A 25,765-nucleotide genomic window follows, 5' to 3' on the forward strand; every position below is an offset into this window, starting at 1 on the left:
ACGCAAAAGTGCCCCGGGTCAAATCCTGAAACATTTGACCTGGGGCACTCTGCGTCAATCAATATATGGCCCGTTCCCTCACCAGCACAGTTGGATATCCCATGTTTCTCAGGTTTCTCTCCATCTGCACCGCATAATCCATATTGAGGAAAGCGCCGACCCTGACCTTATATAATCCGTCGTCATAAACCAGAAAAGCAGGGAGGCCGCTGGCCTGAAGCTCATTCACCAGCCGGTCCGCCGGCATTCTGGTGCGGAAGGCTCCTACCTGGACCTGATAATATTCAGGCCGCTGGGCTTCCTGCTGGCGTATGGTCTCCAGTATACCGTCTGCTATGGCCTGGGCAATGGCATCAAAGTTCTCATCAAAAAACCGGTTGTCATCCGGATTGTCAATGAACCCCACCTCCACCAGCACGGCCGGCATCTCTGTTTTACGCAGCACGATAAGACCGGGGCGCTCCTGTACTCCCAGGTCCCTGAATCCTGTTTCCACCAGATTGCGCTGGATATTATCCGCCAGCATGGCCGGCACCCCGGCGTCCTGGTACACCAGGGTCATTGCGCCGCTTGCCGTCCCCGGTACCGGAAATGCATTCCTATGGATGGATACAAAATAATCAGCCCCTGACTGGTTCGCTATCTGGGCCTTTTCAAGAGGCGTATCATATACATCCGTGGTCCTGGTGTATACCACATCCACCCCGTTATTTTCTAATATCTGTCCTATTGCAAGAGCCAGCCGCAGGGTATCGTCTTTTTCCCGGCGCCCGTCGTAAATAGCGCCCGGCTCTTCGCCGCCATGGCCGGCATCAATGATGACTCTCTTAACATCTGTCATACCAGATTCTCCTTCATATATGACTCTACATTATACCATATGTGAAAGTGAGACAAATGTTGACTGAACCTGGAACTAAATTTCGTCCATATAACTTCCTGCCTCCCTGCTCTCCTGCCCGGGGCATGTCCGCAGCATGCCTCCCATAGCCGCACGCCCTCCTGCGCTGTTACTGCCTGAGAGCCTTCATCCTTTTTACGGCCTCCGCCGTATTTTCATAGGTGCCAAAGGCCGTCAGGCGGAAATATCCCTGGCCGCTGGGCCCGAAACCGCTTCCGGGCGTTCCCACCACGCCGGCCTGCTCCAGAAGATAGTCAAAAAACTCCCAGCTGTCCATTCCGTCCTCCACCTTAAGCCAGATATAGGGGGAATTAATTCCGCCAAATACAGTATAGCCCGCCTCTTTTAACCCGTCATAAATAACCCTGGCGTTCCTCTTATAATACGCCACCTGCTCCATGACCTGCCGGCTGCCTTCCTCCGAATACACGGCTTCCCCGGCCCTCTGCTCGATGTAGGGGGCTCCGTTAAACTTGGTGCCGTGGCGTCTGGCCCAAAGCGAGTGAAGCATCACATCCCCGCATTTTATGTCCCTGGGAACCACAGTGAACCCCAGACGCACGCCTGTGAACCCGGCTTTTTTGGAAAAGGAACGGAATTCAACGGCGCAGGTCCTGGCACCCGGAATCTCAAATATGCTGTGAGGCACATCCTCCTCGGATATATATGCCTCGTAAGCAGCATCGTAGAGAATCACAGCCCCCGCCTTGTTTGCATAGTCCACCCACACCTTTAACTGTTCCCTGGTCAGCGTGGTTCCCGTGGGATTATTGGGTACGCACAGGTAAATCAGGTCCGGCGTTTCCTTCGGCAGTTCCGGAACAAAGTGGTTCTCCGCCGTGCAGGGCATATAAATCACATTGCTCCACATACCCGTGGCAGGGTCGTAGCTGCCGGTCCGGCCCGCCATGACATTGGAATCCACATACACAGGATATACCGGGTCGCACACCGCGATGCGGCTGTCCTCACTGAATATCTCCTGGATATTACCGCAGTCGCTTTTGGCGCCGTCCGATACGAATATCTCGTCCGCCTCCACATGGCATCCCCATGACTTGTAGTCCTTTTCCACAATGGCCTCCCGCAGGAAGGCATAGCCCAAATCCGGGGCATATCCGTGAAATGTTTCAGCACGTCCCATCTCATCCGCTGCCCTGTGGACAGCCTCCACAATGGCCGGTGCAATGGGAAGGGTCACATCCCCGATTCCCAGCCGTATAACCTGCTTGTCCGGGTTGGCCTGTTCATATGCAGCCACCTTTTTCGCAATGGTTGAAAAGAGATAGCTGCCCGGCAGCTTCAAATAATTTTCATTGATTTTAAACATATCTGCGTCCTCCAACAAATGAAAACACTCCCAAAAACCGGATACGCCTTTGCCGCAGCAGGACAGACGCCATGTTTTTCCATGTCCGCCCCCTATTGCAAAAAGGTGTACCAGGACGCACGCCGTCGTGCGTCTGGTTCCTGAGAGTGTATATTGATAATTCTTCGCTTTAAAGTACTAACTGGTGAAATTCACCTTATCAATCATAATATATTTCTTCTGGTATGTCAATAGTGCCCCTGAACACCTCCACGGCAGGCCCTGTCATAAACAGATGGCCCGATTCCCTGTCATACCGGATTACCAGCTTTCCCCCGCGGAGGGCCACCTCCGCCTCATCATCCGTATATCCCATAAGGATGGAAGCCATAACGCTGGCCGTGGCCCCTGTGCCGCAGGCCCAGGTTTCGCCGCTGCCCCTCTCCCATACCCGCATCTTCAGGTGTTTCCGGTCCACCACATGGATGAACTCCGTATTGACCCGTTCAGGCGCAAACCGAGCATGGTTCTCAAAAGCCGGACCAATCCGTTCCAAATCCAGGCTGTCCACCTCATCCACATAATAGATTGCATGGGGATTTCCCACGCTGATGCCCACAAACCGGTATTCCTTACCATCTACCGTGATATCCTCCGGCAGCCGGGATGTGAGGACCCCTTCCCCCATGTCCACGGTTATGGACACTGCCCTGCCATTCTCTGTCTCCAGCTCCAGCGTCTTAATTCCCGCCAGTGTCTCCACCGTAATGGTTTTCTTATCCTTATCCACCAGACCGTGGTCATAGACGTATTTGCCCACGCAGCGCACGCCGTTGCCGCACATAATTCCCTGGGAGCCGTCCGCATTGTACATCTCCATCCTGCAGTCAGCTGCCTGGGAGGGACATATGAGAATCAGTCCGTCCGACCCGATTCCAAAATGGCGGTCGCTGACGTAAACCGCTGTCTTTGCCGGTTCCCTTACCGGCTCCTTAAAGCAGTCCACATACACATAATCATTCCCTGTTCCCTGCATTTTTGTAAATTCCATATCCGTCTCCATTCTGCTTTATCCATAGATATTCTCTTATCCATCCTGTCACGTCCGCCGGTATCTCCTCTGACGCCCCAATTACACGTGTATCAGGCTGATAACCATCTGGGCTGTCTCCACCAGATTGGTGCCGCTGTCCATACTGCATTTCTGTATATATCTGTGAGCCTCGGACTCTGTCATATTGTTCCGCTCCATCAGCAGTGTCTTTGCCTCTGTTATGATGTCCTGCTCCTCCTTGCTGCGTTCCCTGGGCCTGCTCCTTCTCTTCCTGCGGATTCTCTCCTGGGCCTGCACCATCATCTCCAGGGTATTCAGAAGGTCGTGGACCTTAAGGGGCATGGGCAGGCAGATAACCCGGTCCGGGGTCTGTCCGCCCCACCTGGCAGGAGATGAAATCAACAGCAAATCAAAATCCCCCGGCAGACACTGGCGCAGCTCGTCATACATCATGTCCTCAAACCGGTAACCGCCTACCACGATTCCGCCGTTCAGGCTGTCTGCGGCCGACAGGACCTGACCTCCCGAGGTGCAGACTGCGACTACCTGGAATCCGTTTCGGACCAGTATGCTCTTTATGTTCTTCCCGTCCTCCGGTTTGGAGAACGCTACGATGATGTTAGTCACATGTCCCACCTCCAGGCAGCACCTTATTCACAACCGCCGGCGCCATCAATATTTATACAGATACTGGCTTACTTCCCAATCCGTGACCTGAGCCCGGAAATCCCTCCATTCCTGCTCCTTGGCCTCCAGATACTTGGTGTAAATGTGCTCTCCAAGCACCTCCTTCATGAAGGCATCCCCGCTGTACGCCTCAATGGCGTCACCCAGGGTTTCCGGAATCCGCTCCACATTCCTTCCCCTCAGCTCCTCCGGTTCCATGGTAAACATATTTCCTTCCACACAGGCGGGAAGCCCTGTTTTCTTCTCAATCCCGTCCAGACCGGCTGACAGGCAGGCTGCCAGCGCCAGATACGGGTTCATGGCAGAATCCGGGCATCGCAGTTCAATCCGCGTGCTCTCCCCCCTGGGGGACGGTATGCGTATCAGGGAGCTGCGGTTGGAGGTCGGGGACCAGGCAATATAAATCGGCGCGTCGAATCCGGGAATCAGCCTCTTGTAGGAATTCACAAGGGGATTGGTAAGGATGGTCATGGCCTTCATGTGCTGAAGAATGCCTGCCATAAAATAGTAGGCGTCCCGGCTCAGTCTCAACCCATCCTGGTCGTCTGCAAACAGGTTTCTGCCCTCCTTGTCTGACAGGGACATATTGATATGCATGCCGGACCCGTTCATACCCTCCCTGGGCTTTGGCATGAAGGTGGCGTGAAGCCCGTGGCGCTTTGCTATGGTCTTGGCAGCCATCTTAAAGGTCATGATATTGTCCGCGGCCCTAAGCGCATCCGTATACTGGAAGTCAATCTCATGCTGGGCAGGGGCAATCTCATGATGGCTGGCCTCCACCTCAAAGCCCATCTCCTCCAGATTCAGCACAATGTCCCTGCGCACATTTTCCGCCAGGTCAATGGGGGACACATCAAAATATCCCGCCATCTCATGTGTGCTGGTGGTTGGCCGTCCCTCCTCGTCCGTATGAAAAAGGAAGAATTCGCATTCCGGCCCAACATTGAGCACATATCCCATGTCCTCGGCCCGTTTCACAGCCCTCTTAAGCACATACCTTGGGTCGCCGGAAAAAGGGGTCCCGTCCGGGTTATACACGTCGCAGATAAACCTGGCCACCTTTCCCTGCTGGGGTCTCCAGGGAAACACCTCAAAGGTATCCAGGTCCGGATACAGGTACATGTCGGACTCGTCAATCCTCACAAACCCTTCAATGGCAGAGCCGTCAAACATGCAGCGGTTATCCAATGCCTTTTCAAGCTGGCTGGAGGTGATGGCCACATTCTTAAGCATTCCGAAGATATCCGTGAACTGGAGGCGGATAAACTCCACATCCTCCTCTTCCACCATACGCATGATGTCCTGTTTACTGTATTTGCTCATATTAGTCTCCTTCTCTTGCAAACTGTGATACCGTCAAACACGCAGAGGCGGGAACCTTTTACCATGCTCCCGCCTCCTGCAAAATCACCGGGCAGGGACAGGGCATCCCTTAAGACGCCCTCGTCTGCCTTCCCTTACCCCTGTTTTTTGATATAAAAAATATATCAGCAGAAAAATCATTTGTCAATGAAATTTCTCTGTTTTTTATTTTTTCTGATATCACTTTAACGCGCGAAGCTGCTCTGTGAAATGGCTTCCCAGTTTAATGGTGCCCACATACCCCACATCGCCGGTCATGTGGACCACACCCTCCTGGTCAATCTCCAGCTCCAGGATGCCGCCCGGCATCTGAACAAACATCTTGGGGTCCGTAAGCCCCAGGCGGTAGGCTGCAGCTGCAGCTGCACAGCAGCCGCTGCCTGATGCAAGGGTATAGCCGGCTCCCCTCTCATACACTTCGGTCTGGATATGGGTCCGGTCCAGCACCTTCATAATCTGGGTGTTGATTTTCTCAGGGAACTGCCTGGCGCTCTCAGAATACCGTCCAATCCTGCACACCAAATCCTTTGAAATCTCATCCATAAGGATAACGCAGTGGGGATTGCCGATGGACAGGCAGGTCACGGGATAGGGAATCCGGCCAAATACCATGGTCTCATTGATGATTTCCCTGCGCGGTCCCTCCACCGGCACATCGTCGCTCCAGAAGGATACCTTTCCCATGGACGCCTTTAACCGGGTGCCCTCCTCGTTGAGATAATGGATGGACGCCTCGCCGCCCTGGGAGAAAATGGTAAAGTCCTTTTTCTGTACATATCCTGCGTCCTTTAAATATTTTGCAAAAATGCGGACGCCGTTTCCGCTCTTTTGCGCAACACTGCCGTCCGGATTCCATACCACCATGGAAATCTGCTCCCCATCCAGAATGGGTCCCTCCAAAATACCGTCGGCGCCAACGCCGAAATTGCGGTTGCACATAAGCTGTACATTGGAAGGGGTCAGCTTCAGTTTGTTTTTATTGGGGTCATATACCAGATAATCATTTCCCAGTCCATGATATTTTTCTACTACGATTCTCATATAGATATCCTCCATATCTGCTGTCTGATTAAACAGCCCTGCTCCTGGCTGCGTAGCATAAGCTATAGTCACCTTTATCATTATTTTAACAAGCATTTTTTGATAAAAATATAGATATATTGCTATTATATATTGCAAATAATGCTCTATTTATAATATACTGCAATCATCACCCCGGTACATACCCAAATAGATGAACGAAGGAGGTAACGGTTCCATGCCCATTACAGATGATGCGCCTGCCTTTGAACGCCAGGGATTCCTGAAGGAGGACTTCAGGCTGTTCCATTTAAAGGATAAGGTTAGTCCCAGCTATGAATTCCACTATCACGATTTTCTGAAAATAATGGTGCTTCTGGAGGGAAAGGTAAACTATGTCATAGAAGGACGCTCCTATACCCTCCATCCCTTTGATATCGTACTGGTAGGCCGCGGACAGATTCACCGCCCCGAGGTGGACCCGGGGCAGCCCTATGAACGGCAGATACTATACCTGTCCCAGGATTTCCTGGACCGCTGCAGGGACGGCAGGGATTCCCTGGACCAGTGTTTTGCCACGGCTGCCTACCGTCATTCCAATGTACTGCGGCTGAAGGAGGATGTCCGGATAAATATGCTCTCCCTGCTAAAGCGGCTGGAGCGCTCCCAGAACTGGCAGCAGGAAGAATTTGCAGGAACCCTTATGAGCCGCCTTTTGTGTTTGGAATTTCTGGTGGGACTGAACAGGGCCTCCATGGACGACAAGGCCCAGTACCTTCCCACCGGTGTCTTAAACTACCGGGTCTCCGGCCTTATATCCTATATTAATGAACATCTGGACGAGGACCTGAGCATCGGGACCCTGTCCTCCTTAAGCTGCATCAGCCCCTACCATATGATGCGTATTTTCAAAGAAGAAACCGGCTGCACCATAGGAAAATACATCACCGAAAAACGCCTGCTCTACGCCAGGGACCTGCTCAGTGAAGGGTTTAATGCCACGGATGCCTGCTTCCGTTCCGGCTTCAGCCATTATTCCACCTTTCTCCGGGCCTATAAAAATCACTTTCACCAGCTTCCCAAACGGAATCCAGGCGCTAAAATATAAAGTATTTCTCAAAATTTCTTGAATTTTTTCTGATTTCTGTTATAATATACTCATTGTTTTCCTATTGAGGACAGTTGTCTTTGCAGCGTGAACACGCCAAATAAACTGGACCGGGATAAATTCAATGAAACAGGAGGAATGTATTATGAGAATCAGAAAAGTATTAGCAGTGACCATGGCAGCATGTCTGGCCATCGGCGCCCTGGCAGGGTGCGGCAGCAAAAAATCCGAGGAGAAAGTCATCAAAATCGGCGTATTCGAGCCAACCACCGGTGAGAACGGAGGCGGCGGCTTCCAGGAAGTGCTGGGTATCCGCTACGCCAACCAGATACACCCCACAGTCAACATAGGCGGCGAGGAATATTCCGTCAAACTGGTGGAGGTAGATAACAAATCCGACAAGACCGAAGCTGTCAATGCAGCACAGAAGCTGGTAAGCGAGAAGGTCAGCGTGGTGCTGGGCAGCTATGGTTCCGGTGTGTCCATTGCCGCCGGACAGATTTTTGCGGACGCCAAAATTCCGGCCATTGGCTGTTCCTGTACCAATCCGCAGGTAACAGAGGGCAATGATTACTATTTCCGCGTATGCTTCATCGACCCGTTCCAGGGCACGGTCATGGCTAACTATGCATACCAGAACGGCGCCAAGAGTGCTGCTGTCATCACCCAGTTAGGAGATGACTACTCCTCAGGACTCGGCTCCTTCTTTAAGGAAGCCTTTGCCAAGTTAGGCGGCGACATTGTCAGCGAGGAGCAGTTCCAGACAAACCAGACTGATTTCAAGGCCATCCTGACCAACATAAAGGCAGCCAACCCTGACATCATCTTTGCCCCGTCCTCCATCACCACTGCCCCGTTAATCATCAAGCAGGCCAGGGAGCTGGGAATCACGGCCACCATTGCTGCCGGCGATACATGGGAGAACTCCACCATCATTGAAAATGCAGGGGCTGACTCTGAGGGCGTAGTGCTCTCCACCTTCTTTGACGAGGCTGAACCGGCCAACGACGAGGCTGCTGCCTTCATTAAGGGCTTCAAGGAATACCTTGTTAAGGAAAAACAGGAAGACATTATCCCGGCTGTCTCCGCACTGGGCTACGATTCCTACCTGGCTGCCATCAAGGCCATTGAGGATGCAGGCTCCACCGACACCACTGCCATCCGCGACGCACTGAAGAACGTAGAGATTGACGGTGTAACAGGAAACATCACCTTTAACGAGACAGGCGATGCCAACAAGGATATTGCATTCATCAAGACCATTAAGGACGGCAAGTTCCAGTTCCTGACCACTACCACCGTGGAATAAGGTATCTGACTAATTACATATGGATACAGGGCTGCAGGCGGCATCCGCTGCTGCCTTCGGTCTTAACCAGCCTTGGACGTTCCAGGGCTGGTTGTATGTTTCAACGGATTTCTGGATACGGACCCAACTATAAAAACACAGGAGGCAGACTCATATGAGTTTAACAACATTTCTTCAGCAATGCCTGACCGGCATCTCCCTTGGCGGGGCCTATGCGCTCATTGCCATTGGCTACACACTGGTCTACGGCATCCTCCGCCTCATCAATTTCGCTCACGGCGATATCTTCATGATGGCCGGATACTTTATGATATTTGCCATGGCAAGCCTGCCCTGGTTCATTGCCATTCCCGTCACCCTGATTGTGACCATTCTTCTGGGCGTCACCATAGAGCGGGTGGCCTACCGCCCCTTGCGCTCCGCACCCAGAATGTCTGTCATGATTTCAGCCATCGGCGTTTCCTACCTTTTGCAGAATCTGGCCACTTACCTCTTTACCGCCCTGCCAAAAGGTTACCCGGAGATTCCTTTCTTAAAGAAAATCTTCCGTATAGGCGGACTGTCCGCCTCCTTTGTCACCTTCCTTACCCCTGTCCTGACCCTGGTGTTAGTCTACCTTCTCATCGCGCTGATTAACCATACCAAGATAGGCATGGCCATGAGGGCGGTTTCCAAGGATTACGAAACAGCTTCCCTTATGGGTATTAAAATCAATAAAACCATTACCTTTACCTTTGCAGTTGGTTCTTTGCTGGCCGGCATTGGCTCTATTCTGTATTTTACGGACCGTATGACCGTATTTCCCTTCTCCGGCGCCCTTCCCGGACTTAAATGCTTTGTTGCCGCCGTGTTCGGCGGAATCGGCAGCATTCCCGGAGCCGTCATCGGAGGCTTTATCCTGGGACTGGGAGAGACAGCCCTGGTGGCCATGGGACAGTCCACCTTCAGCGATGCGTTTACATTTATCCTGTTGATTGTCATGCTTCTCATCCGTCCCACAGGACTCTTTGGTGAGAAGACGACCGATAAAGTGTGAGGTGGCGGACATGAAGAATATGACAAAGAACAAAAACAAACTATATACCCTCATTGCCCTGGTGGTAATCATCGGCTTCCTGGCATTCCTGCAGTCTGACACAGCCGAATACAGCTACCAGATTTCCATTCTGGAGAGAAGCGCCATCTACGCAGTGGTGGCTGTATCCATGAACCTGCTGACCGGCTTTACGGGCCTGTTCTCACTGGGCCAGGCAGGGTTTATGGCCATTGGCGCCTACGTGGTGGCCATCTTCACCATTCCGGTGGGTTCCAGGGCCAGCGTGTACTATGTAAGCGGCATTTCGCCGGTGATTGCCAATATCCAGCTGCCCATCCCCGTGGCCCTGCTCCTTGGCGGACTGGCGGCAGCAGCTCTGGCAGCCCTTATCGGAATTCCTGTGCTGCGCTTAAAGAGCGATTATCTGGCCATTGCCACACTGGGCTTTTCGGAAATCATCCGCGCATTCATAGCTGCCCCCATGTTCGACACCATTACCAATGGTTCCTACGGACTAAAGAGCATACCGGGCTTTCCCAATATCTTTGCGGTATTCGGACTGGCCGCCCTGTGCATTGCCCTGATGCTTCTTCTCATTAACTCCTCCTACGGCAGGGCCTTTAAGTCCATCCGGGAGGATGAAGTGGCTGCCCAGTCCATGGGCATTAACCTGTTCCATTACAAGGAGCTTTCCTTTGTGATTTCCTCCTTCTTCACCGGGGTGGGAGGCGGAATGCTGGCCATGTTTATGCGCTCCATTGATTCCAAGACCTTCCAGGTGGCCCTTACATATGACATCCTGCTGATTGTGGTCTTGGGCGGCATCGGCAGCGTCACAGGCAGCGTTGTGGGCGCATTCCTGGTTACCGCAGGCAGGGAACTGCTGCGTTTCTTCGATGACCCCCTGACCATTGCAGGGGTAAGCGTTCCCCTGTTCCGTTCCGGATTCCGTATGGTTATTTTCTCCATCCTGCTGATGATGGTGGTCCTCTTCTACCGGCGCGGCATCATGGGGAACCACGAATTCTCCTGGGATGGACTGTTCCGGCTCATACGGGGCATTCCCGGCAGGCTTAAGGGCAAAGGCAAAAAGCCCTCTTCCGCTGAGAAGGGAGGTATACGCTGATGAATAACATGGAAAACAACGTAAAAAATGTATTGCATATGGAAAGCATCACTATGCAGTTCGGCGGCGTAGTGGCAGTGAACGGACTGACACTGGATGTAAATGAGCACGAAATCGTGGCCCTTATCGGACCCAACGGTGCAGGCAAGACCACTGCTTTTAACTGTGTCACAGGTATTTACCAGCCCACCTTTGGTTCCGTATCCTTTAACGGGGAGGTAATACTGGCCGATACACCCCAGGGCAAGATGCGCCGCCTCTATGAGGGCGATGTGCCTCCCGCGGACCTGGCTCCTGTGCGCAAAACCCCGGACCAGATTACCAAGCTGGGCATTGCCAGGACCTTCCAGAACATCCGTCTCTTCGGCGCTCTGACTGTGTTTGAAAATGTGCTGATTGCCAAGCATATGCGGGCAAAACAGAATGTCTTTTCAGCCACGCTGCGCCTCAACCATGCTGAAGAAAAACGCATGCGCGATGAATCCATGGAGCTTCTGGAAATGCAGGGGCTGGCCCATTTAAAAAATGAGATAGCATCCTCCCTGCCCTACGGGCTGCAGCGCCGCCTGGAGATTGCCCGGGCCCTGGCCACCAGCCCCAGCCTGCTTCTTCTGGATGAGCCGGCCGCCGGCATGAATCCACAGGAGACACAGGACCTGACTGACTTTATCCACAAAATCCGGGACGATTACCACCTGACCATCTTCATGATAGAGCACCATATGGACCTGGTCATGCAGATATCCGACCGCATCTATGTGCTGGACTTCGGCAAGCTCATAGCCCATGGCACGCCCGATGAAGTCCAGAACAATCCAAAAGTAATAGAAGCATATCTGGGGGTGAGCGACGATGCTGAAGATTAATGATTTAAGAGTGAATTACGGCGGTATCGAGGCTGTAAAGGGTATCAGCTTTGAGGTGCCTGAGAAATCCATTGTCACCCTCATAGGGGCCAATGGCGCTGGCAAGAGCACCACCCTGCGGGCCATTGCAGGACTGGTAAAGGCCTCGGCCGGCTCCATCCAGTTTGACGGCGCAGAGCTTTTAGGCATGGATACACCTGATATTGTATCCAAAGGCATCACCCTGGTGCCTGAAGGCAGACGGGTGTTTCCGGACATGACGGTCATTGAGAACATTAAAATCGGAGCTTACCTAAGAACCGATTCCCTGGACCAGGATATTGAGTGGGTGTACAGCCTGTTTCCCAGGTTAAAGGAGCGCAGCTGGCAGTTAGCCGGCACGCTTTCCGGAGGCGAACAGCAGATGCTGGCCGTTGCCAGGGCCCTCATGAGCCATCCAAAGCTCATGATGATGGATGAGCCGTCTCTTGGCCTGGCCCCCCTTATTGTGCGGGATATATTCAATATCATAAAGGAAATCAACAAACAGGGCGTAACCATCCTGCTGATTGAACAGAACGCCAACATGGCCCTGCGCATTGCAGACCAGGGTTATGTACTGGAAACAGGCCGGATTTCCCTCTCCGGAACCGGCAGGGAGCTGCTGGCAGACGAGTCTGTGAAGGCGGCTTATCTGGGGAAGAAAAAGAAATAAATTTAAATGCCGGGACTGCCACCCTATGTATACTATACAAAGCGGCAGTTCCGGCATCATTTTTAGGTTATCATAATTTGTATAACTATAAAGTAATTTCTCTGTCCTTCTTGACCAGACCAATTATCTGATTCAAATGCTCCTCCATTAACCGGGTAGCTCTCTCTTCATCCCTGTCCTGTATCGCTTCCAGCAGCTCCTGATGCACATTCACATATTCCATAGCATGTTTCTTAGCGCTCAAAGACGGTACTTTGGCTTCAATCTGGTGCTCTTCATAAGCTAACAAACGAGCAACCGCACTCATAAACTTATTTTTAGCTGCATCTACAATGTAAATATGGAAATCCAGACCAGCTCTGGAATCATCTAACTCATTACTGAGAAGCATTCTGTGCTGCTCCAAAGCATCACTCATTTGCTTAAAATCCTCTTGGGTAGCATTTTGAACGGCCAGCCTTGTAGCCTCTCTTTCAATAATAAGTCTGGTTGACAGCACTTCAATCAAATCATCGAAATGGGTAATCTCTACCGAATCCACAATATCATTGCTCAGTACACTTTTCTGAATACGGCTTCGGGTCTTCAGAACTTCATCAATGCCTTGCTTTGTCAAAGCCCTTCCTTTATTGGACACCGGAACCGTAAATCCTTTATTGTCCAGTATTTTAAGCACTCTGCCAATGGTTGCTGTCCCAACATGGATTTCAAGTATATCAAGCTCATTTTTCAAAGTCCAGGAACCAACCACATCATTATACTGCAGTATGATGTCCATGATAATATACTCAAGTAAATCCCCGCGAGCAGAAAAGCATTTCTCAATTTTCTTCATATCGTGCATAAACAATACATTACTCATTTTGTCTACCCATTTCCCGTTCTATTGTTGTTTACCATTTTACATAATACCATCATTATAAATGGAAAATCAGTAAAAATCAATATTCCTATATGTTTACTGGAAAATGCTGCCTTTGGGCAGTATTGCGTGTACCCCTCGTATCCCATTGACAATCTGCGTAATACGGAGATTTACTGCTATGCTACACAGTGATAATGCCTCTCTGTACTCATACCCATATAATCGTTCCATCAAACATGCCATATTACCAAGCGCCATATAGGATGCATCTGTCAGACTCTCTGAAAATCCAAATGTCACCCATCCTCCAGGTGTGTCGGCCACTGGGGAGCCGAAATTCCCATCTTGAATTTCCAATCTAATTCTGACTTCATTCATAGGACATTCAATAGCTGTACAGCCTGACTCACCATCTCCCTGGGCCGCATGTCCATCACCAACCGAAAACAGCGCTCCGTCCGTAAATATAGGCAGATATAAGGTACTGCCAGCTACCAGCTCTCTGCAATCCAGATTAGCCCCATGTAATCCTGGAGGATGCGTGGAAACTGGTTCTGCACTGTCTGGCGCAACCGTCAAAACTCCCATAAACGGATTCATTGAGACCTGATGCCCTATGTGACTTCTGCATGTTCCTCTTTTCTTATCCAAATCCCATATGAGAAAGTATTCTCCTTCCTGGCATTCAATCCGTTTCAGATGGTCCAAATCCCCATCCCCAACACGGCTCCACCCCCAATCAGAGGGAACAATCTTTTCCAAATGGACTGCAAGGGTCATTCCCGGTCTGGCTCCTTCAATGTAAATCGGTCCGCAAAGCGCGTGACCACTGTCTTCCGGAAACGTTCTCGGAAAAAACAGACCGCTGGAAGATTCCGGCTTGGCAGGGCGCTCCACTCTCCAATCTCCTTCCAGGGTTGAAAAGGTTACGGTATCGCCAGAACATATCTTTAAGGCTGGAGGTATCTTATTGGACAAATGGCCGTGTAAGTTTACTCTCTCAGGACCTACGAAGTAGTCTGCCATATTCTAGTTCCTCCTCTTATTGTTTCATTAAATCAGGATAGCTGTCTGCCCATTTGGTATAATCATCGAATGCTTTTTTACAATCATATTGCGGAATAAATCCAGTATCTTCCCGCAATCTGGAGACATCAAACATACCATTATCTTTCAATGCATGAAACCTGATATTTGCCTCTGATGGTTCTCCAATCTCATATGTAAATCCGAGATACCGTTGTGCTAACATATTACACCACTGTGCTATGGACCACCGGTAGATGGAACTGCTGTTATATACCATATGGTTTAAATGTTCAGGTGCCGTCTTAGCCAATGCTGCTATTGATGCTGCGATGTCCTTCACATATACCCAGCCTGTCATCCCCTCTTTCGGCAGGATTGCATGGCGGTGTTCCAGTGCTGCCTTCAAGGTCTGACATGGAGCACTCATCGTATCCCTTACCCCCGTGTCAAATTCCCATGCTCCAAAGACATCTCCTAACCGAATGGCCCTGACTTCCATATTGTATAATTCCCTGTAACGAAGGGCAATATGCTCAGATGAAAACTTACTGATTTCATATACATTAGAAGGCCTTAAAGGTACCGTTTCCAGTACGGGATTATATTCCTGTGATGAAGACCCGTATACCGCTACTGAGCTTACATAAATAAATCTGGCTGTCTTGCATTTTTTTGCTGCTTCCAATGCATTGATTGTACCGAAAGTGTTAACTCTAAAAATATGCTCGAACTGTTTTGTTTCACGTTCCCTTCCCGGTGTTATCACAGCAGCATGGATAAACACATCTGCATTGCTGGTCAGCAGTTCCGATTCCATATGCGCCTTGTCCAGTACATCCCCGCAAACGCAGCTGACTTTCCCAGGACAATTCCCAAATATATCTTCTGCCTGCTGTATAAGAGGCTGATTGGCATAAATAACCACATCATCACCTAGTCCGGCTAAATGATGGGCAAGGTTAATTCCTACAAACCCTGTACCTCCGGTCAAAAAAAACTTCATCCTGCTACCTTCCTTCTATTCCTCTATAACTGCATACGCGCGTACCGGAGACCCTGAACCATCTTTTAACTTAAGAGGAGCGCCATAGAACATGAACTCTCCCATCCCTATAAGCTCTGTAAGATTTATCAGCCACTCATAATGTGTAATTCCCAGGTTTCTGCACGCCCGATGGCTTGGGAACAGATTCAAATCCATGATATCTGTTGACGGCCCCTCTACGCCATGCAATCTTGAATTATGGTCTGCAAGCCATTTAACTGCCTCTGGGGTAATTTCCGGATTCACGGACAATATCTTTTTATCCGGGAAATACTTATTGTGAATTCCTGTAGCCAGGAGGACAATGTGTCCGTCTACTCTTACTCCTGATGCCTCCTGTGCCTTCTCCATGTCCTCTGCTGTAATCGCCCCGCGTTCCGGTATATGTGTCATGTCAAAGCAGACCGCCTTGCCAAAGAACATGTCCAGAGGCATCCTGTCTACACTCAGTCCATTAGGATTCATATGGAAAAATGCATCCACATGCGTCCCTATATGTTCCACCATGCCAATATAATTCCATGTAGAGGTAAACGGGTCCTCCGGCGTGCCGGATTCGGTCTTTCTGGATTCCTCATGTGACACCAACTGTACATAAATATTACCTGGAAATGCATCCTGTGCCGGCATGTTGCTGGTAATCTCTAATGTTAAATCAATGACTTTTCTGCTCATATTCATACTCCTCTATTTAATGACTTCTTCCGGTTTCAATACATTCTGAATCTCTGGGTCATCCAGATTCTCAATGGTAACCCACGTCACCGGTACATCAATTTTTTTCTCAACTGTTTCACCATTCAATACCTTGATGGCATTGAGTACTGCAGTTCTTCCAATCAGGTACGGATTTTGGGCCACTGCACCATCCACATAACCATCACGTATGGCGTCGAGAACTTCTGTGGAAGGGTCAAATGCAACAAATATTTTTTCTTTTAAATCCCCTTCACGTACTCCAAGGGTAACACCAGCGGACGAACCTTCATTTACAGTATAAAACCCGGTAATATCAGGATTGGACGTCAGTATATCCTGAGTAATATTATAAGTCTGATTCCTATCGCCCTTACCATAGTACGTTCCTATAATTTTGTAATTTGGATAGGTTCCCAGTTCGTCGGAAAATCCCTTCTCCCGGCCGCCCTCCTGTACAGCGCCAGGTACTGCAGATACAATTGCAAACGTTCCGCCTGCATCTCCTGCCAGTTCTTTTAATTTCCCTGCTGCAAATTTTCCTGCTGCTTCATCATTTGTACTTACCGTTGAACGTGGAAAATCGGCATTCAGCTTTCCGTCCATAATGATGACCGGAATACCCGCATCTTCAGCCTGCTGCAAAACCGGTACCATACCATCGGGATTCACCGGAGAAATAACAATTGCTGATACACCTCTCTGTATGAAATCCTCAACCAGTTTTACCTGTCCTTCCAAATCAGTATCCGTCCTGGTCCCTTGGAAGTCAATTGTATACCCTTCATCCAGACCTGCGCTCTGGGCCCCAATCCTTACATACTGCCAATAGTCAAACAAAAGGGATTTCGGAATGACTGCTATCACCTTTCCCGATTCTTCTTGTTCATTTTTTTCCTCTGATTGTACAGCAGGTTCCGTTTGTGCAGTATTTTCTGTCTGTTCCTGTGTCTGTGCTGCCGTATCCTTTTTTTCCTCCGTTTGTTTCTGCGCTCCGCATCCTGTAAGCATACTAATGACCAGTGCGGCTGCTAATGTAAAACTCCATACTTTTTTCATTTGCTACTCTCCTTTACACATTGTCCTTTACCTTATCCACGTTGCTACAGTCACATCAATATCAGATTTCTGTACTTTCTCTTTCCTCCTTTCTACTACTTTTTCCTGCTCCTCAGCATATCAATGTATACCGCTGCGATAATTACCATGCCGATGGCAATCTTCTGATAAAAATAAGATAGCCCCAACAGGTTAAGTCCATTGTTTAAAACCCCCATCATCAATGCGCCTATCAATGTTCCTACTATGCTGCCCTGACCTCCTGACATGCTCGCTCCACCGATAACAGCTGCTGCAATCGCGTCAGTTTCATATGCCTCTCCTGAATTCGGCTGGCCTGAAATCACCCTGGATGTCAGGATAATACCGGCAATTGCCGCCATGAGACTGCAGCATAGATACATCATAAACTTCACTTTCTTCGTATTCACACCGGAGAGGTATGCTGTATTCTCATTACTCCCCAAGGCAAAGATATGTCTGCCAAACTTGGATTTGTGAAATATAACTCCCATAACGACTGCCAGTACCGACAGAATTATGATTGGAACAGGAATGGTCCCAAATATTCTGCCTGCTCCAAAAACGCTGAAGCTTGATGGCAGTCCTGTAATGGGCACTCCATCACAAGCCACATATACAATACCTCTGGCAATACTCAACATACCCAATGTTGCGATAAAGGGAGCAATTCCTCCATATGCGATGATGAAACCATTGATTGCCCCGCAAGTCAAGCCGGCTGCAATGGCCATCAGAATTGCTATGGGAATACTTACATCATGTACAAGCAGCATGGATACCACAATACTTGAAAGTCCTACCACAGAGCCCACTGAAAGGTCTATGCCTCCCCCTGTAATCGTATAAGTCTGTCCAATGGCAACAATTGCGATAATGGAAGTCTGCAATGCTATGTTCAGCAGGTTTTTCTGTGTAAGGAAATTCCTGGCCGTAAAAGAGAAGAAGGTGCATAACAGCAGCAGCCCTAACAAAATACTTGCTTTTCCCAGGATTGTTTTTAATCTTGTAACCCCCATATGGGTAACCGATAATTGCTGCGTCTTTTCTTTCATTCGTATCCCCTCCTATTCTTGTGAAGCATAGTAATAAATTTTTTCCTGGGTTGCTTCACTAATATCTAAATCTGCTGCCAGCTTTCCATGGCTCATTACCAATATCCGGTCACTCATTCCCAGTATCTCAGGTAACTCTGACGATATCATGATTACAGTCACTCCGCTTTTTACCAACGTATACATTAGCTGGTAAATCTCCATCTTGGCCCCCACGTCTATTCCCCTTGTAGGTTCATCAAAAAGAAAAATATCTACATTGGCACTTAACCATTTTGCTAATACTGCTTTCTGCTGATTTCCTCCGCTCAGAGAATTGATATTTTGATTCCGGCCCGTTGTCTTTATATTCATTTTTTCAATATATTCATCCGTCTTCCTGTTAGCCATTCCTTCTCTCACAAGTCCACAAAAATTGACAAGCTGGTCATATGATGAAATAAGAATATTACTCTTTATATCCTGGTTAAGCATCAGCCCATCCCGCTTCCGGTCTTCCGTCGTATATCCTATTCCTGCCCGAATAGCCTTCTGAGGCGAATCAAATTTTCTTTTTCTTCCATGAACAATTATTTCTCCAGAGGTAGGGTGCAGTTTACCAAATATTGCATGTGCCAATTCTGTCCTTCCTGCTCCCATAAGACCAGCAATCCCCAATATTTCTCCCTTATAAGCTTCAAAACTAATATTCTCCAGTAAACCCTTTACAGAAAGCCCTTTAACCTCCAGCGTCTGCTCTCCCCTACTGTAATCTGGCTTCTTTGGGAAATATGCTTCAAGTTTCCTTCCCACAATTTCACTTATCAATTGTTCCTCTGTTATATCTGTCAGCAAATGCTCCGCTATGAAATATCCATCACGCAAAACCGTTACCCTGTCAACAATCCGTTTTATATCACTCATCCTGTGAGAAACATATATGATTGCAACTCCCTGTTCCCTGAGATGTTCCAGAATATCAAATAAAACCTCTGCCTCTGAATCTGCTAACGCTGATGTAGGCTCGTCCAAAATAAGCAGCTCACAATCGTAAGAAAGTGACTTTGCAATTTCCACCAGCTGCTGCTCTGCCACACTCAACTGAATGACTTTTTTATGTATATCAATCTTAAGCTGAAGCCTGTCTAATAATTTTTGAGCATCCTGATTCAATTTTCTTTCATCTACAAAACCAAACTGATTCATTGGTTCCCTGGCAATAAAAATATTTTGGGCGACATTTAAATCCGGTAGCAGGTTAAATTCCTGATGAACGATACCAATGCCATAATGGTATATTTGGGAAGGATGGCTGATATTTAATGGCTCTCCTTTAAATACCTTTTCACCGGAATCCGACTGAACAATTCCTGTAATAATTTTGATAAGTGTGGACTTTCCGGCACCATTTTCCCCCATAAGTGCGTGAATTTCTCCTTTTCGAACTTTGAGGCTGACATCATGTAGTACCTGAACTCCTGAATAAGACTTATTGATTCCTTTCATCTCCAACAAGACATCATTCATAATTATCCCTTTCTCCAGCCATGGCAGCAGCATTTAAAGCATCACGTCTCCGCAGTTTGGACCCAAGGTCTGCCCTGTATACAAATCTCCATCAGGTGAACTGGCTAAAAATATAGCGGAAGGTACCACCTCTTCTATCTCCCCAAAACGTGGTATGGCTAAATCCCTCATTTTCTCTTTTCTCCATTCTTCTGATACGCTCTCCATCATCTGTGTATTAATTGGTCCCGGTGCAATGCAATTAACAGTAATACCATATTGGCCCAAATCCCACGCCAGCGATTTTGTCATGCCTATGACTCCTGCCTTAGCCGCTGCATAATGACAATGGTCTGTTCCCCCCTTCTGGGCAATCTGAGAAGCAATATTAATAATGCGGCCGCTTTTTTGTTTCATCATAATTGGTACTGCATACTTACATGTCAGAAAAAAACTTCTTAAGTTGACTGCTATCATCCTGTCCCATTCTTCAACCGTCATATCAACTATGGACTTAGGGCCTGTAATTCCAGCATTATTGACCAGAACATCTATATGTCCAAATTCTTCTTCAGTACGCTGAATCAGCCTTTTGGCTGTTTCCTCCTGTGATATATCTCCGGGCGTCAAAACTACCCGTATACCAAATCTTTCCATTTCCTGCGCCCATAGCATCATTCTTTTGTCATCACAGCCATAATAATTCAGTGAGAGATGAGAACCTTCTCTGGCAAATGCTTCGGGAAATCCACGGCTCATCCCATAACCATAACCAGCACCTGTTATGACAGTAACCTTCCCCTCTAATTTCATCTTTTCGCTCCTCTCTTTCAAATCATATTGAATTAAATGAATAAACCCCCTCACTACTCATCATTGATGATTAGTGCTTGTATTGTCAATATAGCACAACATTTTCTAAAAATCAAGACTATTTTCAGCATTTTAGAGTGAAAATACGTTGTATTATCAGAATCAACCCAGAAAGGCCTCAATTAACCAGAAAAAACCATCTCACAGGAAAGGCCGGAGAGCACATTCGCTCTCCGGCCTTTCAACCTGCATCCCTATTATTTATATCATCCAGCTCCACTACAAACTGGTATACCCATAAGCATTCACCAGGGCATCCAGCTTCTTGCCCTGCTTGCACAGCGGGCAGTCCCTGTAGTCATAATACGTATAATCAGGCAAATCCTTCTTTCCGAAAATAGATGTAATCCTGTATCCGTTGAGCTCCTCCAATGTGCTGAAGATAGCGGTAATGGCCCTCAGATTGCCTCCATAATACCGGATGGATTCAATTCCTTTGTTCAGTGCCAGACCCGTGGTCACGGACGCTGTCAGGATAACGACATTCTTATCCCGAATCATGGGAAGTATGTTCTCCTTAAATATCATCTGGCTGTTGCTGTTGAACTCCGGAGTCACGATGTAGATGGTCTTATGGGCATTCATGGAGAGAACTCCTGCACTGGTCAGTTCCTCTGCCAGGAAACTGCCTATGACCTGGGTTCCCTCGAGACACACAATGGTGTCCACTACCGTGTCATAGAGGAACAGTCCGGACAGGCTTCTGGCAATCTCCTGAGCCTCGCTGAGCCTGGTCTTTAAGGTTGTCATATCCAGATAATAATTGATATGGGCATGGTTGGTGGCAAAGTGACCCGGTGTAATCTTAAGCGGTGCATTACAGCCGGTGGTATGTATCTTAACATACTTATTATCCATAAAAACGCCCCCTTTTACAATGGTACGGACATTGGTTGCTATATGTATTATTATACTAAATAATCCTCCCCGGTACAAGGGCAATCCGGCTGTCTTACCATTTTCTGCTAAAAATTACAGACATACGGCAATGTACAAACCAGACTGCCCGCCGTGCAAAACAGGCGCCAGCACTGCTTCCCAGCAGCATTGGCGCCTGTTTTTCTTTATCATTTCCGTCTGATATTGCTGTCCTATGGATTGGCAGATTCTACTGATTCCTGTCATTGCCGGGATGGCTCCACATTGTATCCTCCGGCTTCTTTTCTGAATCATTAAACCTGTCTGAATCCTCCGGCCCTGGCCGGGTTCCCGGATTCGGCTGTGTGTCCGGGTTCATACGCGCTTCCTGGTCCGGCTGCGCCTCCTGGCCCATCTGCCTGTCCTGGTCCGGCTGCGCCTCCTGGCCCATCTGCCTGTCCTGGACTGCCTGCGGTTCCTGGTCCGTTTCCAAAGCATCCTTCTTCTCACCGGATAACGCTTTATCCTCAGCCTCTTTGGTTTCTTCCGGCTCCGGAATGCCTTTTACCCTGCGGAATATCTGCATGAATTCCTTACCTGTGATTGTCTCCTTGTCAATGAGGAATGCCGCTATCTGGTCCATGGCATCCTTGTTATCGCTTAAAAGGCGTATTGCCTCATCGTAGGAATCCTTCAGTATCTTCATGACCTCCCGGTCAATCTCGGCTGCCGTAGCATCGCCGCAGTTCAATACGGCACGGCCTGTCAGATACTGGTTCTCCTGGGACTCAAGTCCCATGAGTCCGAATTTTTCAGACATACCATACTGAGTCACCATGGCCCTGGCCAGGTTGGTGGCCTGCTGGATATCATTGGCTGCTCCCGTGGTAACGGTCTCAAATACGATTTCCTCCGCAGCGCGGCCTGCCATCAGCTCTACCAGCCTTGCCTCCAGCTCCTTCTTGGTGTTGAGGTATTTCTCCTCCTCAGGCACATTCATGACATATCCAAGAGCGCCCATGGTCCTCGGCACAATCGTAATCTTCTGCACTGGCTCGGAATGCTTCTGCAGCGCGCTCACAAGGGCGTGGCCAACCTCATGATAGGACACGATGCGGCGTTCTTCCTTGCTCATGATACGGTCCTTCTTTTCCTTGCCCACCAGCACCACTTCCACTGCCTCAAACAAATCCTTCTGCGACACGGCATTGCGCCCGTGCTTAACCGCATTGATGGCTGCCTCGTTCATCATGTTGGCCAGGTCCGCGCCCACAGCGCCCGAGGTGGCCAGAGCTATCTCCTTAAAGTCTACGGATTCATCCAGGAGCACATCCTTGGAATGCACCTTAAGTATGTTGATACGGCCGTTAAGGTCCGGCTTATCCACCACCACGCGGCGGTCAAAACGTCCCGGACGGAGAAGGGCCGGGTCCAGAACCTCCGGACGGTTGGTGGCGCCCAGTACCAGAAGTCCCTTGGTGGAATCAAAACCATCCATCTCGGAGAGCAGCTGGTTCAGGGTCTGTTCACGCTCGTCGTTGCCGCCCATACGGCTGTCGCGGCTGCGTCCAATGGCATCAATCTCATCAATGAAGATGATACAGGGCGCATTCTCAGTGGCATTCTTAAACAAATCACGGACACGGGACGCACCCACACCCACGAACATCTCCACAAAGTCAGAACCGGAAAGGGAATAGAAGGGCACATGGGCCTCTCCTGCCACTGCCTTGGCAAGCAGGGTCTTACCTGTTCCGGGAGGGCCCACCAGAAGAGCTCCCTTAGGCAGCTTGGCGCCAATCTTGGTGTACTTGCCCGGATTGTGGAGGAAATCCACGATTTCAGTCAGCGACTCCTTGGCCTCGTCCTCACCGGCCACGTCCTTGAAGGTGATGCCGGTCTCCCGCTGGACGTACATCTTGGCATTGGACTTGCCCACCCCCATGATTCCGCCACCGCCCATGCGCTTCATGGTGAAGTTCATGAGGAACAGCAGGAACAGGAATGGGACCGCATAATTCAGCAGGACCAGAAGAAGGGTGCTGCTGTCGCTCTTCTCGCGGTTGGTGACCACGTTATTATCCAGTATCCTGCTGACAAAATCATAATCGCCTTCCAGTCTCACCACATAATAATCCAGATTCTGGGAATACTTAGTATTACCCTTCTTAGGGATAACCGTGATTTCCGTACTGCCCACCTTGATGGAATCCACCTCGCCCGCTTCCACCATCTGGACGAACTCATTATAGGACAACTCCTGACGTTTCTTGGAATTCAGATAGTTGTTCATACTGCTGACCACGATAAATGTGAGTATGGCCGCCACCACCAGCATGGTTATGGTCTGCCAGTTACTCTTCATATTCGGGTCCTGTTTGTTATTATTATCCATATTGTACAAATTCTCCCTCTGAATGGGCCATCTATCAATTCCCAACAAAAACCCATTCTCTACCATTATAGTGTCAGTCTCCCCATAAATCAAGAAAAGAACAATTAATTTTCTTAAATTTTTACAAAAAGTCCTGGATTTATTCTCAATGAGGATGTATAATGTTTCAGTTATTTTTTTGATACTATATCAAACAAGTCACACGACACCCACAACAAGAAAAGGAGGTATCCCCAATCATGCCAGTCAAATACGTATTCGTAACCGGCGGCGTAGTATCCGGCCTGGGAAAAGGCATCACCGCAGCATCCCTTGGCCGTCTGTTAAAGGCCAGAGGCTACAAAGTGACCATGCAGAAGTTCGACCCCTACATCAACATCGACCCCGGCACCATGAACCCGGTGCAGCACGGAGAAGTCTTTGTGACGGACGATGGCGCTGAGACAGACCTGGACTTAGGACACTATGAGCGTTTCATCGACGAGAGCCTTACCAGAAACTCCAACGTCACCACAGGCAAGGTCTACTGGACGGTCCTGCAAAAGGAACGCCGCGGAGACTTCGGCGGCGGAACCGTACAGGTAATCCCCCATATTACCAACGAAATCAAAAGCCGTTTTCACCGCAACTACATGGAAAAGGAGACGGAAATCGCCATCATCGAGGTCGGCGGCACGGTAGGCGACATCGAAAGCCAGCCCTTTCTGGAGGCCATCCGCCAGTTCCAGCATGAGGCAGGCCCCGGCAACACATGCATCATCCATGTAACTCTTATCCCTTATCTGAAAGCCTCAGAAGAGCTTAAGACCAAGCCGACTCAGGCCAGCGTAAAAGACCTTCAGGGAATGGGCATCCAGCCCGATATCCTTGTCTGCCGCTCCGAACTCCCCCTGGACGACGGCATCAAGACGAAAATCGCCCAATTCTGCAATGTTCCCAAACATCACGTACTCCAGAACCTGGATGTGGACGTGCTCTATGAAGTCCCCCTTGTAATGGAGGAAGAGCATCTGGCCCAGTCTGCCTGTGAATGCCTGGACCTGCCCTGCCCTGAACCGGACCTGACAGACTGGAAGGCCATGATAGACGCATGGAAGCATCCGGAACAGGATGTGACTATTGCTCTGGTAGGCAAATACATCCAGCTTCACGACGCCTACATTTCCGTGGTGGAGGCCCTGAAGCACGGAGGCGTTGCCAACCGTGCCTCTGTCCATATCAAATGGGTGGACTCCGAGACAGTCACCCCGGAAAATGCCTCTGAAATCTTCAAAGACATCCATGGCATCCTGGTTCCCGGCGGCTTTGGCGACCGCGGCATCGACGGAAAGATTTACGCCATCCAGTATGCCCGGGAACACAGCATACCATTCCTGGGACTTTGCCTGGGAATGCAGCTGTCCATTGTGGAATTTGCCAGAAATGTGGCCGGGTACGCAGACGCCCACAGCGTGGAGCTGAATCCCGCCACCACCCATCCCGTTATCCATCTCATGCCGGAGCAGAACGGAGTGGAGGACATCGGCGGCACCCTGCGGCTGGGCTCCTATCCCTGTGTCCTGGACAAGACCTCCAAAGCCTATGGACTGTACAATGAGTCCACCATCCATGAGCGCCACAGACACCGCTACGAGGTCAATAACGACTACCGGACAGCGCTTGCAAAATGCGGCATGATGCTCTCCGGCCTGTCCCCTGACGGACGGATTGTGGAAATGATAGAGCTTCCGGACCATCCCTGGTTTATCGCCACCCAGGCCCATCCCGAGCTCAAATCCAGGCCCAACCGGCCCCATCCCTTATTTAAAGGATTTATTGAGGCTGCTCTAAAGGAAAAAAACCAGAAATAACATGATATCTCAAAATCCCCCTGAGCAGGACAGCTATTTTGAAAGAAATGGCTGCTCTGCTT

Annotated in this window: 23 protein-coding genes; 7 read left to right on the forward strand and 16 right to left on the reverse strand. The window is 49.4% G+C overall.

Translation table 11 applies throughout. The features are described 5' to 3' along the window. Nucleotides 1–58 precede the first annotated feature (58 nt). The 6 genes from I2H39_RS15755 to dapF (I2H39_RS15780) form a co-directional block, all read right to left on the reverse strand. On the reverse strand, nucleotides 59–841 hold the full coding sequence (locus I2H39_RS15755) for an N-acetylmuramoyl-L-alanine amidase (protein WP_195626955.1): 783 nt from the start codon (nucleotides 839–841) through the stop codon (nucleotides 59–61). A gap of 169 nt (nucleotides 842–1,010) precedes the next feature. After that, a complete protein-coding gene (locus I2H39_RS15760; protein WP_195626956.1) occupies nucleotides 1,011–2,231 on the reverse strand; it encodes an LL-diaminopimelate aminotransferase in 1,221 nt (406 codons plus the stop codon). A 199-nt stretch (nucleotides 2,232–2,430) separates the two neighbouring features. Further along, complete coding sequence (gene dapF / locus I2H39_RS15765) at nucleotides 2,431–3,261, reverse strand: diaminopimelate epimerase (RefSeq protein WP_138309359.1); 831 nt, start codon at nucleotides 3,259–3,261, stop codon at nucleotides 2,431–2,433. Nucleotides 3,262–3,342: 81 nt separating this feature from the next. After that, nucleotides 3,343–3,891, reverse strand: a complete 549-nt coding sequence (locus I2H39_RS15770) for an ANTAR domain-containing protein (RefSeq protein ID WP_138309360.1) — start codon at nucleotides 3,889–3,891, stop codon at nucleotides 3,343–3,345. 45 nt (nucleotides 3,892–3,936) lie between these two features. Continuing rightward, nucleotides 3,937–5,274, reverse strand: coding sequence for a type I glutamate--ammonia ligase (gene glnA / locus I2H39_RS15775; protein WP_138309361.1), 1,338 nt, complete (start codon nucleotides 5,272–5,274; stop codon nucleotides 3,937–3,939). A 219-nt stretch (nucleotides 5,275–5,493) separates the two neighbouring features. Then, the gene (gene dapF, locus I2H39_RS15780) at nucleotides 5,494–6,354 is read right to left on the reverse strand and encodes a diaminopimelate epimerase (RefSeq protein ID WP_138309362.1); all 861 of its coding nucleotides are present in this window, start codon (nucleotides 6,352–6,354) and stop codon (nucleotides 5,494–5,496) included. Between the two features lie 193 nt (nucleotides 6,355–6,547). Here dapF (I2H39_RS15780) and I2H39_RS15785 point away from each other — a divergent pair, with 193 nt between their 5' ends. The 6 genes from I2H39_RS15785 to I2H39_RS15810 all read left to right on the forward strand — a co-directional run bounded on the left by I2H39_RS15785 (nucleotide 6,548) and on the right by I2H39_RS15810 (nucleotide 12,472). Next, nucleotides 6,548–7,441: an AraC family transcriptional regulator gene (locus tag I2H39_RS15785; protein WP_330640775.1), complete on the forward strand. Its 894-nt coding sequence runs from the start codon at nucleotides 6,548–6,550 to the stop codon at nucleotides 7,439–7,441. 145 nt (nucleotides 7,442–7,586) lie between these two features. Further along, nucleotides 7,587–8,750 (forward strand): ABC transporter substrate-binding protein, encoded by a 1,164-nt coding sequence (locus tag I2H39_RS15790; RefSeq protein WP_138309364.1) that lies wholly within the window; start codon nucleotides 7,587–7,589, stop codon nucleotides 8,748–8,750. A gap of 154 nt (nucleotides 8,751–8,904) precedes the next feature. Continuing rightward, nucleotides 8,905–9,786: a branched-chain amino acid ABC transporter permease gene (locus I2H39_RS15795; protein WP_138309365.1), complete on the forward strand. Its 882-nt coding sequence runs from the start codon at nucleotides 8,905–8,907 to the stop codon at nucleotides 9,784–9,786. 19 nt (nucleotides 9,787–9,805) lie between these two features. Then, nucleotides 9,806–10,912: a branched-chain amino acid ABC transporter permease gene (locus I2H39_RS15800; protein ID WP_347708591.1), complete on the forward strand. Its 1,107-nt coding sequence runs from the start codon at nucleotides 9,806–9,808 to the stop codon at nucleotides 10,910–10,912. Continuing rightward, on the forward strand, nucleotides 10,912–11,778 hold the full coding sequence (locus tag I2H39_RS15805; RefSeq protein WP_138309367.1) for an ABC transporter ATP-binding protein: 867 nt from the start codon (nucleotides 10,912–10,914) through the stop codon (nucleotides 11,776–11,778). The genes I2H39_RS15800 and I2H39_RS15805 overlap by 1 nt, the downstream gene beginning before the upstream one ends. Continuing rightward, nucleotides 11,765–12,472: an ABC transporter ATP-binding protein gene (locus I2H39_RS15810; protein WP_138309368.1), complete on the forward strand. Its 708-nt coding sequence runs from the start codon at nucleotides 11,765–11,767 to the stop codon at nucleotides 12,470–12,472. Before I2H39_RS15805 ends, I2H39_RS15810 begins: the two co-directional genes overlap by 14 nt. An 85-nt stretch (nucleotides 12,473–12,557) precedes the next feature. On the opposite strand, the gene I2H39_RS15815 is transcribed toward I2H39_RS15810, so the two are convergent. The 10 genes from I2H39_RS15815 to ftsH form a co-directional block, all read right to left on the reverse strand. Continuing rightward, entirely contained in the window at nucleotides 12,558–13,307 is a 750-nt protein-coding gene (locus I2H39_RS15815; RefSeq protein WP_240305318.1) for an FCD domain-containing protein, read from the reverse strand. Nucleotides 13,308–13,430: 123 nt separating this feature from the next. Continuing rightward, a complete protein-coding gene (locus tag I2H39_RS15820; RefSeq protein ID WP_195626958.1) occupies nucleotides 13,431–14,363 on the reverse strand; it encodes an acetamidase/formamidase family protein in 933 nt (310 codons plus the stop codon). Between the two features lie 16 nt (nucleotides 14,364–14,379). Next, entirely contained in the window at nucleotides 14,380–15,369 is a 990-nt protein-coding gene (locus tag I2H39_RS15825) for an NAD(P)-dependent oxidoreductase (RefSeq protein ID WP_195626959.1), read from the reverse strand. 15 nt (nucleotides 15,370–15,384) lie between these two features. Next, nucleotides 15,385–16,086: a cyclase family protein gene (locus I2H39_RS15830; protein WP_195626960.1), complete on the reverse strand. Its 702-nt coding sequence runs from the start codon at nucleotides 16,084–16,086 to the stop codon at nucleotides 15,385–15,387. Between the two features lie 12 nt (nucleotides 16,087–16,098). After that, a complete protein-coding gene (locus tag I2H39_RS15835; protein WP_195626961.1) occupies nucleotides 16,099–17,166 on the reverse strand; it encodes a substrate-binding domain-containing protein in 1,068 nt (355 codons plus the stop codon). Between the two features lie 95 nt (nucleotides 17,167–17,261). Beyond that, complete coding sequence (locus I2H39_RS15840) at nucleotides 17,262–18,242, reverse strand: ABC transporter permease (protein WP_195626962.1); 981 nt, start codon at nucleotides 18,240–18,242, stop codon at nucleotides 17,262–17,264. Nucleotides 18,243–18,254: 12 nt separating this feature from the next. Continuing rightward, a complete protein-coding gene (locus tag I2H39_RS15845; protein WP_195626963.1) occupies nucleotides 18,255–19,748 on the reverse strand; it encodes a sugar ABC transporter ATP-binding protein in 1,494 nt (497 codons plus the stop codon). Nucleotides 19,749–19,781: 33 nt separating this feature from the next. Beyond that, complete coding sequence (locus I2H39_RS15850; RefSeq protein WP_195626964.1) at nucleotides 19,782–20,540, reverse strand: 3-oxoacyl-ACP reductase family protein; 759 nt, start codon at nucleotides 20,538–20,540, stop codon at nucleotides 19,782–19,784. Nucleotides 20,541–20,819: 279 nt separating this feature from the next. Beyond that, nucleotides 20,820–21,458 carry an orotate phosphoribosyltransferase gene (locus I2H39_RS15855; RefSeq protein WP_195626965.1) on the reverse strand — a complete coding sequence of 213 codons (639 nt, stop codon included), beginning with the start codon at nucleotides 21,456–21,458 and terminating at the stop codon, nucleotides 20,820–20,822. A gap of 250 nt (nucleotides 21,459–21,708) precedes the next feature. Continuing rightward, nucleotides 21,709–23,853, reverse strand: coding sequence for an ATP-dependent zinc metalloprotease FtsH (ftsH, locus tag I2H39_RS15860; protein WP_195626966.1), 2,145 nt, complete (start codon nucleotides 23,851–23,853; stop codon nucleotides 21,709–21,711). 239 nt (nucleotides 23,854–24,092) lie between these two features. On the opposite strand from ftsH, the gene I2H39_RS15865 reads away from it, so the two are divergent. Then, nucleotides 24,093–25,703 (forward strand): CTP synthase, encoded by a 1,611-nt coding sequence (locus I2H39_RS15865; protein WP_195626967.1) that lies wholly within the window; start codon nucleotides 24,093–24,095, stop codon nucleotides 25,701–25,703. The last annotated feature ends 62 nt before the right edge of the window (nucleotides 25,704–25,765 follow it).

The sequence above is a fragment of the Clostridium sp. 1001283B150225_161107_B6 genome, from assembly GCF_015556325.1.
GTDB lineage: Bacteria > Bacillota > Clostridia > Lachnospirales > Lachnospiraceae > Enterocloster.